The organism is Streptomyces sp. NPDC006365 (genome assembly GCF_042870755.1).
In the GTDB taxonomy this organism is placed as follows: Bacteria; Actinomycetota; Actinomycetes; order Streptomycetales; family Streptomycetaceae; genus Streptomyces; species Streptomyces xiangluensis.
In genome coordinates this window covers 485,976-504,716 of the sequence record NZ_JBIAHS010000001.1, presented here as the reverse complement: position 1 = coordinate 504,716, position 18,741 = coordinate 485,976, and the positions used below count along the sequence as shown (strand labels likewise).

Annotated in this window: 14 protein-coding genes; 4 read left to right on the top strand and 10 right to left on the bottom strand. The window is 71.2% G+C overall.

Annotated features, from left to right (window positions below; all coding sequences use genetic code 11):
- Positions 1 to 50: 50 nt before the first annotated feature.
- Genes ACFYO0_RS02320 through ACFYO0_RS02300 form a run of 5 tightly spaced genes read right to left on the bottom strand, consistent with a single transcriptional unit; the run spans position 51 to position 4,383 of the window.
- Entirely contained in the window at positions 51 to 1,304 is a 1,254-nt protein-coding gene (locus tag ACFYO0_RS02320; protein WP_388669259.1) for a cytochrome P450, read from the bottom strand.
- Complete coding sequence (locus ACFYO0_RS02315) at positions 1,301 to 1,921, bottom strand: ATP/GTP-binding protein (RefSeq protein ID WP_388669256.1); 621 nt, start codon at positions 1,919 to 1,921, stop codon at positions 1,301 to 1,303. The genes ACFYO0_RS02320 and ACFYO0_RS02315 overlap by 4 nt, the downstream gene beginning before the upstream one ends.
- Positions 1,902 to 2,273 carry a DUF742 domain-containing protein gene (locus ACFYO0_RS02310; protein WP_344397319.1) on the bottom strand — a complete coding sequence of 124 codons (372 nt, stop codon included), beginning with the start codon at positions 2,271 to 2,273 and terminating at the stop codon, positions 1,902 to 1,904. The genes ACFYO0_RS02315 and ACFYO0_RS02310 overlap by 20 nt, the downstream gene beginning before the upstream one ends.
- Positions 2,270 to 2,680 (bottom strand): roadblock/LC7 domain-containing protein, encoded by a 411-nt coding sequence (locus tag ACFYO0_RS02305; RefSeq protein WP_386342921.1) that lies wholly within the window; start codon positions 2,678 to 2,680, stop codon positions 2,270 to 2,272. The genes ACFYO0_RS02310 and ACFYO0_RS02305 overlap by 4 nt, the downstream gene beginning before the upstream one ends.
- Positions 2,681 to 2,685: 5 nt before the next feature.
- Complete coding sequence (locus tag ACFYO0_RS02300; RefSeq protein ID WP_388669252.1) at positions 2,686 to 4,383, bottom strand: sensor histidine kinase; 1,698 nt, start codon at positions 4,381 to 4,383, stop codon at positions 2,686 to 2,688.
- A 370-nt stretch (positions 4,384 to 4,753) separates the two neighbouring features.
- Between ACFYO0_RS02300 and ACFYO0_RS02295 the strand changes: the two genes are divergently transcribed.
- Positions 4,754 to 6,235: a cytochrome P450 gene (locus ACFYO0_RS02295; RefSeq protein ID WP_388669249.1), complete on the top strand. Its 1,482-nt coding sequence runs from the start codon at positions 4,754 to 4,756 to the stop codon at positions 6,233 to 6,235.
- 4 nt (positions 6,236 to 6,239) lie between these two features.
- Here ACFYO0_RS02295 and ccrA read toward each other — a convergent pair whose 3' ends face one another.
- The 4 genes from ccrA to ACFYO0_RS02275 are packed head-to-tail and all read right to left on the bottom strand — an operon-like array spanning position 6,240 to position 14,807.
- A complete protein-coding gene (ccrA, locus tag ACFYO0_RS02290; protein ID WP_388669246.1) occupies positions 6,240 to 7,553 on the bottom strand; it encodes a crotonyl-CoA carboxylase/reductase in 1,314 nt (437 codons plus the stop codon).
- Between the two features lie 28 nt (positions 7,554 to 7,581).
- Positions 7,582 to 8,586 (bottom strand): alpha/beta hydrolase, encoded by a 1,005-nt coding sequence (locus ACFYO0_RS02285; protein WP_388669243.1) that lies wholly within the window; start codon positions 8,584 to 8,586, stop codon positions 7,582 to 7,584.
- A gap of 24 nt (positions 8,587 to 8,610) precedes the next feature.
- Complete coding sequence (locus tag ACFYO0_RS02280) at positions 8,611 to 13,014, bottom strand: beta-ketoacyl synthase N-terminal-like domain-containing protein (RefSeq protein WP_388669240.1); 4,404 nt, start codon at positions 13,012 to 13,014, stop codon at positions 8,611 to 8,613.
- Complete coding sequence (locus ACFYO0_RS02275; protein ID WP_388669237.1) at positions 13,011 to 14,807, bottom strand: fatty acyl-AMP ligase; 1,797 nt, start codon at positions 14,805 to 14,807, stop codon at positions 13,011 to 13,013. Before ACFYO0_RS02275 ends, ACFYO0_RS02280 begins: the two co-directional genes overlap by 4 nt.
- Positions 14,808 to 14,985: 178 nt before the next feature.
- On the opposite strand from ACFYO0_RS02275, the gene ACFYO0_RS02270 reads away from it, so the two are divergent.
- The 3 genes from ACFYO0_RS02270 to ACFYO0_RS02260 all read left to right on the top strand — a co-directional run bounded on the left by ACFYO0_RS02270 (position 14,986) and on the right by ACFYO0_RS02260 (position 17,510).
- Entirely contained in the window at positions 14,986 to 16,482 is a 1,497-nt protein-coding gene (locus ACFYO0_RS02270) for an MFS transporter (protein WP_388669234.1), read from the top strand.
- 111 nt (positions 16,483 to 16,593) lie between these two features.
- Positions 16,594 to 16,956: a DUF1304 domain-containing protein gene (locus ACFYO0_RS02265; RefSeq protein WP_344397333.1), complete on the top strand. Its 363-nt coding sequence runs from the start codon at positions 16,594 to 16,596 to the stop codon at positions 16,954 to 16,956.
- Positions 16,953 to 17,510: a TetR/AcrR family transcriptional regulator gene (locus tag ACFYO0_RS02260; protein ID WP_388669231.1), complete on the top strand. Its 558-nt coding sequence runs from the start codon at positions 16,953 to 16,955 to the stop codon at positions 17,508 to 17,510. Before ACFYO0_RS02265 ends, ACFYO0_RS02260 begins: the two co-directional genes overlap by 4 nt.
- 95 nt (positions 17,511 to 17,605) lie before the next feature.
- On the opposite strand, the gene ACFYO0_RS02255 is transcribed toward ACFYO0_RS02260, so the two are convergent.
- Positions 17,606 to 18,712 (bottom strand): NAD(P)-dependent alcohol dehydrogenase, encoded by a 1,107-nt coding sequence (locus ACFYO0_RS02255; protein ID WP_388669228.1) that lies wholly within the window; start codon positions 18,710 to 18,712, stop codon positions 17,606 to 17,608.
- Positions 18,713 to 18,741: the final 29 nt, after the last annotated feature.

Genomic DNA, 18,741 nt, shown 5'->3' with positions numbered 1-18,741 from the left:
GCGGGAACCGTTCGGCCGGCCACCCCACAGGTGGCCGGCCGAACGCGCTCCTATACGGCGAACTCGACCGGCAGGCGGTCCAGTCGCGCCTGCCAGGTGGAGGCCGTCGAGGTGAGCTCTTCCGGCGCGACCGCGAGGCGCAGACCCGGCAGGCGGTGCAGCAGGACGTCGACGGCCGTTTCGATGATGGCCTGGCCGATGTTCTGCCCCGGGCACTCGTGCGGGCCGCCGCTGAAGGCGAGATGCGATTGGTTGCCGTGCACGGAGATACCGACATCGGGCCGGACCTCCGGGTCGACGTTGCCCGCGGTCAGTCCGAGCACCAGCAGGTCGCCCTCCTGGAGCCGGTGTCCGCCGAGTTCGAGATCGGCGGCGGCGAACCGGCCCGGCAGGACGGCCAGCGGCGGGGTGTTCCACATCACCTCCTCGACGACCGCGGAGATGTTCAGCTGCCCGCTGATCAGCCCGGCGAGCCGGGTGGTGTCGGTGAGGATCAGTTGCAGCACCCGGGCCAGCAGATTGCTGGTGGTGGTGTGCGCGGCGATCAGCACCAGCCGCAGGTGGCTGAGGATCTCGTCGTCGTCGAGGTCGGCGTGGTGTTCCATGAGCCCGGTGGTGAAGTCGGAGCCGGGCTCCACTCGCTTGCGTTCTGAGAGTTCGCCGAGGATCTGCATGATGCGGTCGTTGTGCAGAACGGCGTCCTCACCGCCCTTGAGCACCTGCGCGGAGGATTCGGCCAGCTGCCGCCCCTCTCCCTCCGCGAGTCCGTAGATCCTGGTGAGTACGAGCATCGGCAGGTACTCGGCGTACTCGGACACGAGGTCGGCGCTGCCCGCGCCCGCGAAGGCGTCGATCTGCTTGTTCGCGAAGTGCGTGACATGGCGACGTATCCCGCGGCTCGCCACGGCCTGCAGATTGTCGGTGACGGCGCCGCGCAGCCTGCGGTGCGGTTCGCCGTCCTGGGACACGCAGTCCGGGCGCCAGCCCAGCATCGGGATCAGCGGTGAGGAGCTCTCGACGCGGCCCTCCTTCCAGTCGCGCCAGATCCGCGCGTCGCGGCTGAACTGACGGGGGTTGTCGAGCACCCGTCGGTTCTCCCGGTAGCCGAGCACCAGCCAGGCGGGGATGTCGCCTTCGAGGAGTACCGGCGCGACCGGCCCGTGTTCCTTGCGCAGCCTGGCGTAGATGCCGTGCGGGTCGCTCGCCGCCTCGGGCCCGTAGAGGCGGGTGGATTCCTCTCCCCCGCCGTGCGCGACAGGACAGCCGCGCGGGGCGTCCGGACCGTTCGAGGGCTGATCGGTCATCGAGTCTCCAGAGCGACGGCAGAGCGTTCCTTGAGATGACGTATCAGGGCGATGAGTACGTCACGACTTGATTCCCGGTCGCGGGCGTCGCAGGCCACGATCGGAGTGTGCGGGGAGATGTCCAGGGCGTCCCGGATCTCCTCCACCGGGTGGTCCTTGGAGTCGGGGAAGACGTTGAGGGCGATGACGAAGGGGACGTCCTGCCGCTCCATCTCCTCGATGGCCCGGAAGCTGGAGGCCAGCCGACGGGTGTCGACCAGGACGACGGCGCCGAGCGCGCCCTTGAACAGGCCGTTCCACAGGAACCAGAACCGCTCCTGCCCAGGCGTCCCGAACAGGTACAGCACCAGCTGCTCGTTGATGCCGATCTTGCCGAAGTCGAGGCTGACGGTGGTCTCCTGCTTGTCCGCCACCCCGATCAGGTTGTCGACATCGGCGCTGGCCTGGGTCAGCGTCTCCTCGGTGGTGAGCGGCTTGATGTCGCTGACCGAGCGGACCATGGTGGTCTTTCCGGTGCCGAATCCGCCCGCGATCATCACCTTCACCGAGCGGGCGCCGGCCGGCAGGGTGCCCCCGGCCACCTGCCGGCCGGGATGGTCAAAGCCTTTCAAGTCCACTGAGTACCTCCTCAAGGAGCGCGAGGTCGGGCCCGCGACCGGCGCCGGACGCCGGGATGGGATCACGGGCTTCGATACGGCCTGCGTCCAGCAGATCGGCCAGGAGCACCGCGAGAATGTTGAACGGCAATCCGAGGTGGGCGCCGAGTTCGGCGACCGACAGCGGATCGCGGCAGCGCCGGAGGATCTCCTCGTGCTCGTGCTGCATACCGGGGACGGTGGCGGCACGGGAAATGATGAGGGTCGCCACGTCGAGACTCGACGCCGAACCGCCCGGTCCGCTGCGGCCGCCTGTGAGGACGTAGTAGCGCTCCAGACCGGACGGGTTCAGGGGTCGGCTGGGACCACTCATCCAGAGTGCTCCTCCAGGCGCGGAGTGGTGCCGAGGAGTTCACCCATCCTGCGGGCGAGATCCCTCATCTGATGCCCGAGCAGGCCCTGGTCGAGGCCTTCCCTGGCGAGAACTCCGAGGTACGTCTCCACGCCGGCCCGCACCACGAAGAGATGGCCGCCGTCGACCTCGATCATCGCCAGGCGCAGCTGCCCGGCGTACTGGGGGAACTGCCCCGCCACCGGCTGGGCCAGCGCCTGCAGTCCCGCGACCACGGCGGCGAAACGGTCCACGTCGTCGGGGTCGTCGGCGCCGTAGGAGGTGATGGCCTTTCCGTCGCTGGAGGCCACCAGGGCGAAGCGGATCTCCTTGATGCTCTCGACCAGATCGCGCAGCGCCCAGCTCACGTCGGTTCCCTGTTGCGTCATGTGGACTAGTCGCTCTCTTCAGTGCGGTGCTCGGTGGACTCGCGTCCCGCGGTGGACTCGCGTCCCGCGGTGGACTCGCGTCCCGCGGTGGACTCGCGTCCGGCGGTCGGCTCGTCTCCGGCGGTCGGCTCGTCTCCGGCGGTCGGCTCGCGCCCGGCGGTGGCGAAAGCGGCCAGGCCGGTGAAGGACGCGTCCGGCGGCACGGCGTGCGAGGCCGTGTCCTCGGACATCGCCGACTCGTCTTCGTCGCGCTCGACCGGCTTCAGCCGGGCGGACTCCGCTCGCTTGCGGCGCCGGGGCAGACCGCCGGGTGTGGTGTCCCCGGCTTCTTCGGCGGAGTCCGGAGCGGACTCGGGCACAGCCGCCTCGGTGCTCGTCGCGGCCGGGGCGGCGACCTGGGCGGCCGGAGCCGGAGCCGTGACGGCAGGCAACGGGCTGAAGTACTTGTGGGGTACCACCAGTACGACCGAGGTGCCGAGCCAGGGCGAGTCCGCGAACGTGACCCTGATGCCGTAGCGGCGGGCCAGGGCCCCCACCACGCGGAGGCCGAGATGGGCGTCCTCGGACACACCGCCGAGACCGGGGCCGGCGGCTTCGCCCTCGAGCGCCTGGAGCGCCTCCCGCTTCTTCTCCTCGTTCAGTCCCTTGCCCGAGTCCTGGATCTCGATGCCGACGCCGTTGGGCACCTCCTTGCCGGAGACGACCACGGGCTCGGTGGGCGGCGAATAGCGCGCCGCGTTGTCGAGGAGGTGGGCGAAGACCAGCGTGAGGTGGTCCACGAGGCCGCCGTCGACGCCGAGTTCGGGCAGATGCCGGACCTGGACACGGTCGAAGTCCTTGATCCGGCCGATGCCGCCGCGGACCACGCTGAGCAGCCGTTGCGGTTCCTGCCACTGCCGGCCGGGCCGGTCCGAGCCGCCGAGCACGCCGATGCTCGCGGCCAGACAGTCGGCGGGGCCGATCTCCTGGTCGAGTTCCATCAGTCCCTGGGCCACGGCGGGCAGCCTGCCGTGCTCGCCCTGCATCTCGTGCAGACGTCCGCGCAGCTTGCTGGTGAGCACGTGGATACGGCTGCCGATGCTGATGACGGCCTGTTCGGCCGAGGTGGAGCGGTTGAACTCCTCCTCCACGCCGATCAGCGCGGTCCTGAGCACCTTGCGCAACTCGGCCCGCAGGTCGGGGCTGACCTCCGCGCACTGGTTGACGGTGGGCAGGACGTCGTCGATGGCCTCACCGCTGCGCAGCCGCTTCAGCGCGTCCGGCAGCTGGGTGTCCGCGAGCAGAGCCACGGCGGCCTGCTGTCGGTCCAACTGCACCTGCCAGGCCTGGGCCTGCTCGGCGGTCCGCGCCTCGTACACCTGGGCCTGCTCGGCCAGCTGCGCGTCGTGGGCCGAGCGCTCGGCGGCGTACTTCCGCTCCAGGCCGGCCACATGCTGCTGCCACTGCTGGGAGTGCTCGGCCTGCGCGTTCCGGAACTCACCTGCGCTACTGCGCAGTTGGCGCTGGGAGCGAACAAGTAAACGTACGCAGAAGGCACTTGCCGTCGTCGCCAGCGCCCCGGCGACGATCGCGGGTATTCGGGTCTGATCGGATCCCGCGACGGCGGCGACCACGGTCCCGGTGCCCAGGGCGAGGGGCAGCAGCCACCAGCCGTACCAGGAGACCGGAGCCCGCGCCGCCGGTGGCGGAGTGGCAAGTTCCATCTGCATCCTTCGAAGCAACATGGTCGAACAAGGGGCGGGAGAAGCTCGGGGACGCACTCGTCGAGCGGCGGTCAACCGCGCAACGGGCATGCGTGGACAGCGAGCGACAACGGAGTGCTGCCGCGCCAACTCGCCGCGCCACAAGGAACCTTATCGGGTCTGATCTCCTGGGGATCAACCTCCCGACCCACATCCATAAGGCTTTCACCACGCTTTGACCTGGGACGTTCGAGTCGACAAATCCCTTTACTCGCCACTCCGACCCCTCTCGGCGGTGTGACACGAGCCGCGGATACGCCATGGGACACATGGGCATGCATTTCATGATCGCCCCAAGCCCCCCCCTGGTTGACCTTGAGGAGATGTACCGATGAGCGGCATGTCAGGTACTTCCGCGGCGGCTCCCACCGCACCCGGTCGCCTGCCCTTGATCGGGCACGGACACCAACTGGCCAGACGTCCCCTGGAGTTCATGGACTCGCTGCGTAGTCAGGGCAGCGTCGTCAAGATCCTGATAGGACCTACCGCTGCCTATGTGGTCACCGATCCGGCCGTCACCCGCCGGGTGCTGGTGACGGAGGTCGACGCGTTCGCCAAGGGCGGCAAGATCATCGATGCGCTGCGGGTGTTCTTCGGCGACGGGCTCGCCACGATCGCCGACGGCGACCTGCACCTGAAGCACCGGCGGCTGATGCAGCCCATGTTCAACAAGGCACACATCGCCACCCGGGGCGACGTCATGATCAGGCACGTACGGGCCACGACCGAGAGGTGGGCGGAGGGGGTCGCGCGGGACACGTACGAAGACATGAACGATCTGACGCTGTCGACCTTCCTCGTGGCGCTCTTCGGTTCGGGACTGCCGGGGCACGTCGAGGGGGAGTTCCAGAGCCTCATGCCGGCGATCATGCGCGGCACGATCCGGCAGACCATCCTGCCGGGCTGGGTGACGAAGCTGCCGCTGCCCGCGAACCGCGCGCACGAGCGGCGGGTCGCGCGCCTGCGGGCGCTCATCGACCAGGCCATCGACCATCACCGCGCCCAACTGGCCGCGGAGCCGGACACGTCGGCCGGGCCACCCGCGGGCTGTCCCGCGCACGCGGGCGGCTCGACGGACAGCCCGACAGGCAGCTCAACAGGCAACTCGCCCGAAGGCGGCCTCTTCTCCACCCTCCTCACCGCCGACGACCCCGAGACGGGCCCCCTCTCACGCCAGCAGCTCCAGGACGAGGCGATCACGCTCCTCACCGGGGCCATCGAGACCACGGGGACGACACTCGCGTGGACCCTGTACGAGATCAGCCGGAACGCGGAGATCGAGCGGCGGCTGCACGACGAGCTCGACGCCGTGTGCGGCGACCGGCCGCTGCGTCAGGAGGACCTGGGCTCACTGCCGTACATGCGCAGCGTCCTCAAGGAAGCCATGCGCATGTACGGCCCCGCCTGGCTCGTCACACGCACGACCACGCGCCAGGTCGTCCTCGACGGACACCCGATCCCCGAGGGTGCGGACGTCGTCTACAGCCCGTACGTCCACCAGCACGACCCCGCCGTCTACGCGGACCCCACGGCCTTCGACCCGGACCGCTGGGAGCCGGAGCGCGCCAAGAGCATCAGCCGCACCTCGTTCCTCGCCTTCGGCGACGGCCGCCGCAAGTGTATCGGCGAGGAGTTCGCCTGGACCGAACTCCTCATCGTCCTGGCCACCATCGTCCAGCGCTGGCGCCTGACCCTGACATCGCCTCCCCCACGCCCGCAGGCCATCGTCACGGTCAAGCCGGACAAACTCTCGATGACGCCGCAACTGAGGGTGCCGAAGAGAACGCAGGGCAACGCGGAGCAGCCCGTCTGACTGCTCACGCCCCCGCCCTGAGGAGCTCCCGGCGCTCGGAGTCACTCACTCCGAGGCCGGGAGCGGGCGCCAGGGAGAGGACGCCGACCTTGCCCAGATGGTCGTTGCTCTGGACCAGACGGGCGGCCTCCGCCGTCGCGGTGAGGGGGTAGGTCACGGTGAGCGCCGGGGTGAGGTGGCCGAGGTCCAGGAGGCGGCCGACGGCGGCCTGTTCCTGCAGGTTGGAGCCGTGGCTGCCGATGACGCGCTTGAGGCGCATCCACAGGTAGCGGTTGTCGAACTCGTGCTGATAGCCCGTACTGGATCCGCAGGTCACGACCGCGCCACCACGCCGTACGACGAAGACGGAGACACCGAAGGTGGCCCGGCCGACGTGCTCGAAGACGATATGCGGGTCCTCGCCCGTCGCGGCCCGGATCAGTTTCCCGAGCCGCTTGCCGACCACGGTTGGATCGGCCGGTGCCTCGCTGCTGGTGAGCCCGATCTCCTCGCGGTTGATCACCACATGACAGCCCAGCCGGCGGGCGTACTCCGCCTTCCGCTCGCTGCTGACGACGCCGACGGCGATACCGCCTCCGTTACGGACGAGTTGGACGGCGTACGCCCCGAGCCCGCCGGCCGCTCCCCAGATCAGCACCACATCGCCCTGCGTCATCCGGGCGCCCCGGTCGCTGACCAGCATGCGGTACGCCGTGCCCGCGCACAGCGGATTCGAGGCCGCCTCTTCCCAGCTCAAGTGGGCCGGTTTCGGCAGGAGTTGGCTGGTCCGGGCCACGCAGTAGTGGGCAAGGCCCCCGTAGTTGGTCTCGAAGCCCCACGCCAGCATGCCCGAACCCAGCATGCCGTCGGCGTGGGTCGCCGGATCCTCCTCGTCCACGTACACCGGGCTCACCACGACCCGGTCGCCGACCTGCCAGCGGCGCACGCCCGATCCGGTGCGCACGACGACCCCGGACGCGTCCGAGCCGATCACATGGAACGGCTGGTCGTGCCGGGCCGCCCATCGGTCCTGGCGGCCGAAGTGCTTCAGGAAGGTGAAGGTCGGGATGGGTTCGAACATCGCCGACCAGACGGTGTTGTAGTTGATGCCGCTCGCCATGACGGCCACCAGCACCTCGTTCGGGGCGAGTTCGGGCATCGGTACGGAGCCGATGTGGATGGACTTGCGGACGTCCTTGTCGTCGGCTTCGGTGAATCCCGTGAAGCTGTCCACGTCCTCCGCCCGCAGATGAGCGGCCGTGTAGTGACCAGGTACGGGCAGCTGCTCCAGTTCGGCACGGGCGGCTCCCGCCACCACGGCCTGGGCCAGCGCGTCCATGTTTCCTCCTTGGTGGGGCCTTGAGAGGTCAGCGCAGGCCGAGGCCCGCTGCGAGCGTCGGCCACGAGGCCTTGAACTCCTGCCGCCAGTTCGGCCAGTTGTGCACTCCCCCGTTGTAGAAGTGCGTCTGGGCCGGGATGTTCAGAGCCTCCAACTGCCTTGCGAATCGGCGCGCCTGGGACCAGAGGACGCCTTCGAGCACCGCACCTTCGAGGTTGCCGAAGTCATCGCTGGGCAGTCCGCTGCCCTGGGAGACGTACAGCTTGGTGCCCTTGAGGTGACGCGCCTGTGCGTAGGGGTTGTGCCGGGTCCAGTTGTCGCGCTGGAACAACGGGCTGCCCCACAGGGTCAGGGGCGGCAGCTGTTCGCGAGCGACAATCGCGTTGAGGACGGTGGGCATGCCGAAGGCGGTGGTGTCGAGGATCCCGCTGTACGAGGCTGCCGCCCCGAAGGTGCCGGGGTGCCGCGCGGCGAAGGCGAAGGCTCCATAGCCGCCGGTGGAGACACCGGCCACGGCACGCTTGGTGCCGGCTCTGAACCTCTGCGCCAGCAGCCCCATCAGTTCGTCGACTTGGAACGTCTCGTAGTCCGGCGCGTCGGCGCTGCCGTTGTTCCACCAGTCGGTGGGGATGCCGGTGGGGCCCGAGGCGGGCATCACGGTGAGGACGTCCTTGTCCGCCAGGAAGTCGGCGACGTCCGTCTCCCGGGTCCAGGACGTGTAGTCGTCGTGGGCGCCCTGGAGGAGGTAGAGGACGGGCCAGGTGCGGTCCGGCTGCGCGGCGTAACGCGTCGGCAGGATCACGCGTACGGGCAGGGCGGCGCCGACGGCCGGGGAGTCGATCGTGAGGTCGACGGTGCGGGCGTCCAGCCAGTTCTCTCCCACGATGGCGGCGCCGTCCGCGTCTGCCACGGTCGCCGCCGTGGGCGCCGCGGACGACTGCGGGGCGAGCACAACTCCCGTGCCGAGCAGAGTGGTTGTGAGCGCGATGGCGAGGGCGCAGCGGCGCTGTGAACGCGGTATCGGACGCGGCATGGGTGAAGTCCCTTCAGGAGTCCTTCAGAAGTCCCGCAGATCGCGTGTCAGCAGTCCGGCGAGTACGTCGACGACCGGTGGGTCGAGCAGTGACAGGTGGTGGCCGGGCAGCGGGACGACGGTGAGGTCGGTGCAGTGGGCGTCCCAGCCGAGCGCCTGGTCGTCGCGTTCGTAGCGGGGGTCGCGGACCGTGTGCGGGGCGGGCTCACTCGCGCGGTAGAGGAGGGTGCGGCCGGTGTGGGGCCCGGGCGTGTGGCGTTCGCCGCTGCGGAGGTCCAGGTACGAGGTGCGCTGGTGCTCCAGTACGGAATCCGGCAGCTCGACGATGTCGCCCAGCACCTTGAGGACGAGGTCGATCCGGTCCGAATCGTCGAGCCCGGCGAGTTCGTCGTACGGCAGGTCGAGGCGGGTGCCGTAGGTGCGTTCCACGTACGCGGCGAAGTCCTGGAAGTGGCGCACGGCCCGCTCGGTGGCGGTGAGCTGGCTCGGCAGCGGCAGTACCGAGTCGATCAGGACGAGGGAGGTGACGGTGCCGTGCGGGGACAGGAGCCGGGCCGCCTCCTGGGCGAGGACACCGCCGTACGACCAACCGCCCACAGCCCAGGGTCCGTTGGGGCGGACCTCGCGTATGCGCCTGGCGAACTCGGCGGCCCGGCCCGGCACATCGTCGGGGTCCGGCAGCCGGTCGAAGCCGTGGACCGGGCGGTCGCCGTCGAGGCGTGCGGCCAACCGGTCGTAGACGTCAGCGGATCCGCCGGCGGCGTGGGCCAGGAAGAGGGGGGTGTGCGGGCCGGTGGCAGGAAAGGCACGGAGGTGATCGGAGGCGACGGGTCGCGCTCGTACGGGGAAAGCCGGGTGCCGCAAGTCCACGTCGCCCACGAGCAGTTGGGCGACCCTCCGCAGAGTCCCCTGTTTCAGCAGCACGCCGGGCTCGACCTCGACATCGAACTCCCGCTGCACGACGGCACGGATGCGCACGGCCGTGAGCGAGTCCAGGCCGAGGTCGGTCAACGGCGTGTCGGGATCGATGTGTTCTGGGCTGTACCCCATCACTCCGGCCACGCACAGCCGCAGCCGTTCGACGGGACTCATGGCGCGGTCGGTGGACCCGGCCTGGGGCTCGGCCGGGCCCGCCGCCGTCTCCTCCCCCACCCAGAACCTGCGGTGCCGCCAGCGCGGCGCCGGTACGTCCACGATGCGCCCCTCGGGGTGCAGGCGTTCACGCGGCCGGGCTGTCCGTACGCCGTGCACGAGGAGGGTGGCGAGCGAGGTGCGGAAGGTGAGCGCGTCGTCGGTGTCGCGGCGCAGGGTGGGGACGACCAGGGAATCCTCGGCACCTGCCGCGCGCAGGGTTTCCGTCAGGGGGTGCAACTGCGTCGCGTGCGGGGCGACTTCGACGAAAACGCGGTGTCCGTCCTCGGCCGCCGCGCGTACGGCCTGGGTGAAGCGGACGGGGTTGCGCAGATTGGCCGCCCAGTACGCCGTGTCGGCGGGCGCGACCTCGCGGGGGTCGTCGAGCACGGTGGAATAGCGGCGGCAGTGGAGGGCTTCTGCGGATTGCCGGATCTCGCCCAGCTCACGGGTGAACTCCCCCAGTAGCGGCTCCACTTCGGGCGAGTGACCGGCTCCGGACACGCCCAGCGCACGGGCGAAGCCGCCGTCGCCGTTCACCCGGGCGACCAGGGCGGTGACGTCCTCGGCCGATCCGGTGACCACACACTGCACCGGCGAGGCGTGTACGGCGACATCAAGTGTGCGCAACTCCCTGGCCAGTACGGGGATTTCAGTGGCCGGAAGGTCCACGACGGCCATGGCTCCGCCGGTGAGCCCGTCCAGCAGCCGGGAGCGTACGGCGACGATGCGGGCACCGGTGGCCTCGTCGAGGGCTCCGGAGACGACCGCCGCGGCGATCTCGCCCAGGGAGTGGCCGATGACGGCGGCGGGTTCGAGGCCGTACGAGCGCCACAGTTCGGCGAGGGCGACCTGGATGCCGTACAGCACGGGCATGACGGTGGCGGGGGTCGACAGGTCGGCGTCTGCGCGGAGCCCGGCGCGCAGGGAGACGCCTGCGTGTTCGCGCAGCAGTGGTTCCAGGCGGTCGACAGTTGCGGCGAACTTTCCTTCCGTGACGAGGAGTTGGCCGCCCATGCCGGGCCACTGGGAGCCGTAGCCGGAGAAGACCCAGACCGGGCCGGGGCCGCCCGGTGTCCCCTCCGCCGTGATCAGGTGCGGAGAGGGGGCGCCGGTGGCGAGGCGAGTGAGCGCGGTGACCGTCTCCGCGCGGTCGCGGGTGACGAGGGCCGCGCGGTGCCGGCCGCGGCCGATGCGGCCGGCCAGGGTGCGGGCGAGGTCGGCGTCGCGTACGCGTCGGCTGCCGGGGGTGTTCAGCCAGGCCGCGAGCTCAGCCGCGTACGACCGCACCCTTTCCTTGGTGGGCCCGTCGAGCAGCAGGAGCCGGGGACGCTCCGGCACACTGCTCGCCCGACGGGCCGGTCTGTGGTCGGCGAGGACGACATGGGCGTTCGTGCCGCCGAAGCCGAAGGCGGAGACGCCTGCGGTCGCCGTGCCCGAGTAGCGGGGCCAGGGTTCCGGGGTGGTGACCACGCGCAGGCCGAGTGCGTCGAGGTCGGCGTGCGGGCCCTGGCGGGTGAAGTGGAGCTGGCCGGGGATCTCGCCGTGGTGCAGCGCCAGTACGGTTTTGATCAGGCCCGCGATGCCCGCCGCGGCTTCCAGGTGCCCGAGGTTCGTCTTGGCGGAGCCGATCAGCAGGGGCTGGTCCGCGGGGCGGCCCCGGCCGAGTACGGCGCCGAGAGCGCTCGCCTCGATGGGGTCGCCGAGGGCGGTGCCGGTGCCGTGCGCCTCGACGTAGTCGACGGTCGTGGGGTCGGGGTGCGCCTCGGCGAGGAGGGCGCGTTGGGCTTCGGCGTTCGGGGCGGTCAGCCCGTTGGAGCGGCCGTCGGAGTTGACGGCTGTCGCGTGGATGACCGCCAGGACACGGTCGCCGTCGCGTTCGGCGTCGGCGAGACGTTTCAGTACGACCACGCCGCAGCCCTCGCCGCGTACGATGCCGTCGGCCTCCGCGTCGAACGCCTTGCACCGGCCGTCCGGGGCGAGGGCGCCCGCGCGCTGGAGGCCGAGGGTGACGGCGGGGCTCAGCAGCAGGTTCGCCCCGGCGGCGAGCGCCGTGTCGCTCTCGCCGCTCACCAGGCTCCGTACCGCGTGATGCACCGCGACCAGTGATGACGAGCACGCGGTGTCGACGGACATGCTGGGCCCGCGCAGGTCGAGGGCGTACGACAGGCGGCCCGCGGCGATGCTCAGGGAGGCGCCGGTGGCGGTCCAGGCGTCCACGGCGCCGGGGTCGGCGGTGGTGAGGTGGGCGTATTCGTTGCCGCTGATGCCGACGAAGACGCCGGTGCGGCTGCCGGCGAGCGCGGGCACGGGCAGGGCCGCGTGATCGAGGGCCTCGCGGGCGACTTCGAGGAGCATGCGGTGCTGGGGGTCCATGGCGACGGCCTCGTGCCCGGCGATCCCGAAGAACTCTGCGTCGAACCCGGCGATCTCGTCGATGCCACCGAGAAAGGCCCCGTGCGGACTCACGTCGCCCGGCAACCGCGCCGGGTGCCGCACGAAGGCTTCCCACCGCCCGTACGGAACCGTGCCCACGGCATCCCGCCCCTCGGCGAGAAGCCGCCAGTACGCCTGCGGCGAGCGGACCCCGCCGGGGAGCCGGCAGCCGAGGCCGATGACGGCGACGGGGGTCGGGGCTCCGCGGCCGTCCGCGACACGCAGGGCGTGGGCGCCGGCACCGGGCGTGGGGCGGGCGGTTGGGGCACCTGGCGCGCGGCCCTCGGCCTCCCCGCTCGGCATTGGACTGCCGGCAGGCGTCGCGTCTGCCCCATGACCGTCGGCCGCTACGCCCGCCATCCGGCCGTCCGCTGCCGCGAGCGGTGCACTGGTTGCCGGAGCTGCGGCGCCGTCGGCGACGCGCGCGGTGTGAGCCGCCGTGCCGGGCCCGTGGCCTTTGGTCGGTACGCCCGGCGTGCGGCCGTCCGCTGCCGCCCCGTCCGGCGCCCAGCCGCTGGCAGCCGCGAGCAGCGCGTCGCCTGACGGCGGGCCCCCCGGCGTCGGCGGAGGCGCGGCCGGAGCTCCGTCGGGGGCCGGCGCCTCGGCCCGGCCCACCGGATCCGCGTCCTCCGTCAGTCGCGTCACCACCGCGTCGATCGTCGGGGCGTCCCACAGGAACGTGTTCGGGAGGCGGCGGCCGGAGAGTTCGCTCAGGGCGGCTGTCAGCGCTACCGCGTCGCGGGAGGTGAGGCCGGTCTCGGCGAGGGGCAGGTCGTCGGGGAGGTCGGAGGGGGCGAGGCCGTACCAGGTGTTGAGCCGTTCTGTCACCAGGGCGCGGATCGCCGTACGGGACGCGGTCATCGGGTGCCGAATCCTTCTTCGAGGAACCGGCTCCGGGTCGCCGTCCGGGAGACCTTGCCGCTGCTGGTGCGGGGCACGGAGCCGGGTGGGACGAGGAGCAGGGTGCCAAGGCGCAGGCCGTGGCGGGTGGAGACGGTGGCGCGTGCGGTGCGTTCGGCCGCGCGGGCGTCCTCGGCCGTCGGTTCGGTGTCACGGCGGTGTTCCGCGATCACGACGAGTTCCTCGCCCGTGCCGTCCGGCCGGGTGACGCCGAACGCGGCGAGCCGGTCGCGACGGACCAGGGAGACGGCCGTCTGTACGGTCTGCTCGATGTCCTGGGGGTAGTGGTTGCGCCCGTCCACGATGATCACGTCCTTGTGCCGCCCGGTGACGAGGAGCCGCCCCTGATGCAGGGCGCCGAGATCGCCGGTGCGCAGCCAGTCGCCCGTCGCGCCGAAGCCGAAGGTCTCGGCGGAGAGTTCGGCGCGCTTCCAGTAGCCGAGCCCGACGTTCGGCCCGCGCACCTGGATCTCGCCGACCCGCCCTTCCGGGAGTACGGCACCGTCCGCGCTGACGATCCGCACCTCCTGCCCGACGGGCGTCCCGCAGGAGACGAGCACGACGGCCGTCGCCGCATCCGGCGCCTCCTCGACGCGTCCCTCCTCGAGGGCGTCGGCGTCGCAGTCCATGGCCGAGGGCGCCGCGTCCAGAGCGTCCGCGGTCACGAAGACCGTGGCCTCCGCCAGTCCGTACGCCGGGCAGTGCGCCGCGGGGTCGAGTCCGGCGGCCGCGAACCTGGTGCGGAAGCGGTCCACCGTCTCCGCGCGCACCGGCTCACTGCCGTTGATGAGCACCCGTACGCGGTCCAGGTCCAGCTCGTCGGCCAGCGCCGGATCCGTACGTGCCACGCAGTAGTCGTAGGCGAAGTTCGGGGCGGCGCTGACGGTCCCCTCGTACGAGCCGAGGAGGCGCAGCCAGCGGGAGGGGTCCTGGAGGAAGTCGGCGGGGTCCATGAGGACGGATGGGAAGCCGCCGACCACGGGGGCGGCGATGCTGAGGACCAGGCCCATGTCGTGGAAGAGCGGCAGCCAGCCGACCGTCGTGGTGGTCCGCGGGTCGGCGACGAACGCGTCGATGGCCTGACGGGCGTTGGCGACGACATTGGCATGGCTGATCATCACGCCGGCGGGGCTGCGGGTGGAGCCGGAGGTGTACTGGAGGTACGCGATGTCGTCGGGCTCGGGCCGCGCTTGCGGGTCGTCCGTGGCCTCGAATCCCGTGCCGGGGGCGTGCAGTTGGTCGAGAGGGACGACTGGCAGGTCCGGCAGTTCGCGGTCCCGTACGAAGGCGCGTACTGAGGGTGCCGTGGCGGAGTCGGTGAGCAGGCACGCGGGTTCGCAGTCGGCGAGGACGCCCGCGAGTCTTCCTTCGTGGCCCGGCAGCCCGGGGCCGAAAAGGGGCACGGCGATGACACGGGCGTACAGGCAGCCGAGGAATCCGGCCGCGTAGTCGAGCCCTTGCGGCAGGACGAGTGCGGCCCGTTCGCCGGGGGACGCGATCGTGGCGAGGTGGTCGGCGACGGCTCTGGCGCGGGCGTCGAGGGCGCGCCAGCCGAGGGTGCGGTGCCGTCCCGTGGGGGCGCTGCCGGGGAAGTCGACGTGACTGAAGGCGCGTTGCTGCGGCCGGTGCCTGGCCCAGTGCCGCAGGTGGTCCGTCATGAGGGTGGCTTCGACAGTTGGCTGGGCGGGCGACATGGCGACTCCAACTGTGAGGGGGGTCATGCAGTTGAGGCGGTGCACGTTGAGGCGGTGCACCAGGTTCCGCCTCCTCGGGCTGAGGGGTTAGGGGACGTACTGACAGTTCGTCTGCCGCGTTCTGTCAGTTCGCTGACAAAGCGGGCCGCCGATTCCATGCCGTGGGCCAGAGCCAGTGCGAGGCCGCGCCGCCGACAATCCGGGCGACGGCTGCGCCGGCCGGCGGAAGGAGCGACTCTTGGGACGTACACGGCTGTTCGCGTTGTTTGCCCTTCTCACGCTGACCGGGTTCATCACGACGCTCGACAACACGGTCATCAACGTGGCCCTGCCGACCGTGCAGCGCGAACTCGGTCTGACCGTCACGGACTTGGAGTGGGTGGCCAGCAGTTACGTACTCAGTTTCGGCGCGCTGTTGCTGCCCGGTGGGCGGCTGACCGATCTGTTCGGGCGCCGGTCCGTGCTGGCGGTGGGGGTCGTGGTCTTCACGGCGGCGTCAGCGGCTGCGGCCGTCGCGGACAGCGGTGGCACGCTGATCGCGGCCCGTACGGTGCAGGGGGTCGGGGCCGCGCTGGTGATCCCGGCGTCGCTGGCCGTGGTCGCCGCCGATCTGCCCGCGCGGCGGCAGTCGATGGCTGTCGGCCTGTGGACGGCGGCGCTTGCCGTGGCGCTGGCGCTGGGGCCCGTGGTCGGCGGCTTCGTCACCCAACAGTGGAGCTGGGGCTGGGTGTTCGCGCTGAACATACCTTTCGGGATCATCGCTCTGCTGCTGATGCCCGCCGTGCCCGCCAAGGCGAAAGGGCCGCCAGGGGCCGAGTCCCGGCGCGGCGGGCTCGATCTGCCGGGTGTGCTGTTCTCCGTCCTCGCGCTCTATCTGCTGACGTACGGGCTGGTGCGGGGCACAGAGCACGGGTTCGGCACCGCGCCCGTACCGCTGTGCCTGGGTGTTTCAGCCGTCGCCGCCTGTGCGTTCCTCCTCGCGGAGACCCGGACCGGCCGGCCGCTCCTCGAACTCGGGCTGCTACGCGACCGGTTCCTCACGGGCGGGGTGATCGCGCAGGTGCTGTGGGGCATCGGCGTGAACGGCGTCTTCTTCTTCACGGCCCTCTACCTCCAGCAGGTGCTCGGCTTCTCCCCGACCAGGGCAGGGCTGGCCTTCCTGCCGCTGGCCGGTGCGCTGCTGCTCTGCACTCCGCTGGCCGAGCGGGCGGCTCGCGTACTGGGCGCCCATGTGTCGATCGCGACGGGGCTCGGCGTGGTGGCGGCCGGTCTGCTGTACGTCTCGGGGACAGGCGCACACACCGACTACTGGGATCTCCAGCCGGGCCTGCTGATGATCGGCGCCGGATCGGCGCTCACCACTCCGCTGACGGTCCGCTGTCTCGCCCAGGTCCCGGACGCACGGACGGGGATGGCGACCGGTCTGGTGAGCGCGGCGCGCGAAGTCTCCGGGGTGTTCGGGGTGGTACTGGTCGGCGTCGTCCTCACCCGACGCGAGCGCTCCGAACTGCGGTCGGGCACGGATCCGCGCAACGCGTTCCTGGAGGGCTACGACCTCGGGCTGCGGCTCGCGGCGTGCTGTGTGCTGGCGGGCGCGTTCGTCACGCTGACGACGCTGCGGCGCCGGGGGCGGCATCGGCGGGCACGGCAACGGTGGGTACGTCCACGCCGGGAGCCGGTGCGCAGCGGAACTCTCCCGGTCGCCGGGACGCTCACAGGGACACCCCCAAGGTGACCACATCGCGAGGAACCGACCGGGCGGGGTTTCCTGGGCAACTGTCCATGTATGATGGACACCTGTCCAGAAAATCCAGGGCAGCACCCACCCCTCAGAGGAGCCCCCGTCATGCAAGCGCTCGCAAACGTGTTGGTCGGGCTCGTGGCTGCCCTGCACGCCTACATCCTGGTTCTGGAGATGTTCCTGTGGGAGCGGAAGCCGGGGCGGGGACTGCACGGGTTTGAGCCGGAGATGGCGCGGGCCACCGCGGCGATGGCCGCCAACCAGGGGCTCTACAACGGGTTTCTGGCCGCGGGCCTCGTGTGGGGACTGGTCGCCGGGGATCCGACGGGGTTCCGCGCGCAGGTGTTCTTCCTGGTGTGCGTGATCGTCGCGGGTGTCTATGGAGCCGTGACCGCGAACCGCCGCATCCTGTTCGCCCAGGCGCTGCCCGGCACCCTCGCCCTGATCGCCGTCCTCGTCGCCCGGTGACCCCCGCCTCCGACCCCCGGGCCGAACGCACCCGGGCCAAGCTGCGCCGCACGCTCCTCGACGAGTGCGCGCGGCGCCCGCTGTCGGAGGTCAGCGTCGCGGCGCTGGTGCGTGGGGCCGGAGTCGGGCGGGCCACGTTCTATCTGCACTACGCCGACCTGGAGGCACTCGCGGTCGACGCCTGCGCCGATGTCGTACGCGATGCTGTGGAGGCCCTGCACGCCTGGCGCGGCCGGCCCGACCCGAGGACCGCGCCGCCCGCGTTGCTGGCGTTCTTCGAGGGCCTGCCCCCGCATGCTCCCCTCTACCGCGCCCTGTTGAGCCCGGGCGGCGGGGGCCCGCTGGGCCGCGTACTGCATCAGGATCTGCGTGCCCGCAGTCAGGCCGAGCGCGAACTCGTGGGTGCGCCGGAGGCACCGCTCATCGCCTCCGCCGTGGCCGCGACGTTCGCCGGAGTCCTCGCCGACTGGCTGCATGGACTCATCGAGGCCACCCCGGAGGAGATCGCACACCGGGTATGGCGCCTGCTCGTCACCCTGAACCTCAGCCAGTAGGGTCCGCGCCGTTCACCGCCGGCGCCGGCACGGCGGAAGGGGCACCCCATCGCGCCAGTGCTTGGGGCGCCCCCTTGCGAAGCCGGATGCCGACGTCAGGCGAAGGTCACCACCGGCTTGATCGCCTTGCCGGCGCCCATGTCCTGTACGGCCTGCCCGATGTCCTCGAAGGCGTACTTGCTGATCAGCCGCTCCAACGGCAGGCGGCCCTCGCGGACCAGCTTGACCAGCGCGGGTATCGCGGTCTGGGTCTCGTGGTCGCCGAGCGTGAGGCCCACCACGCGCTTGCCGCCGAGCATTCCGTTGACGTCCAGGGCGACCTCCGAACCGAACGGCGGGGCGCCGACGATGACCGCCGTGCCACGCGCGGCGAGCGCGTCCACGCCCTTGCGCAGGACGGCGACGCTGCCGGTGGTCTCCACCACACCGTCCGCCCCGGCGCCGTCCGTGATCACCTGAATCGCCTCCAGGATGTCCCCGTCACCGGCGTTCACAGTGTGCGTGGCGCCCAACTCGCGGGCCAGCTCCAGCCGTTCGGCCACCAGGTCGACGGCGATCACCGTGGTCGCGGGTGTCATGGCGGCGGCCATCACCGCGGACAGACCGACCGCGCCGGCCCCGAGGATCACCAGCGTGTCACCGGTCCGGGGCGCCAGGACGTTCCATACGGCGCCGACGCCGGTCTGCACGCCGCAGCCCAGCGGTGCGATGGTCTCCAGCGGTACGTCCCGGTCGACCTTGACGAGGCTGCGCTGGTCCACCAACGCCCGCTCGGCGAACGAGGACTGGCCGAAGAAGTGGCCGCCGAGGGGCTCGCCGTCGCGGCTGATGGTGCTGGTGCCGTCGGGCCGGCGCCCGCCGAGCAGGTTCAGCGGAAGCCAGGTGGCGCAGTAGGCCGGGTGTCCGTCACGGCAGTTCTTGCAGCCGCCGCAGGACGTGAAGGACATCAGTACGTGGTCGCCGGGCTCGATGCCGGTGACGTCCGAGCCGACGGCCTCGACGACACCCGCGCCCTCGTGCCCGAGAACTCCGGGCAGCGGGAAGGGCAGACCGCCACCGGCCACACCGAGGTCGGTGTGGCACAGACCGGCGGCGACCATCCGGACGAGCGCCTCGTTCGGGCGCGGTTCGTCCAGTTCGATGGTGGACAGCGTGAACGGCGCTCCCCCGGACTCGACCACGGCTGCACGAGTGGTGGACATACTCAACTCCTTAACAATGGTGACGAGAT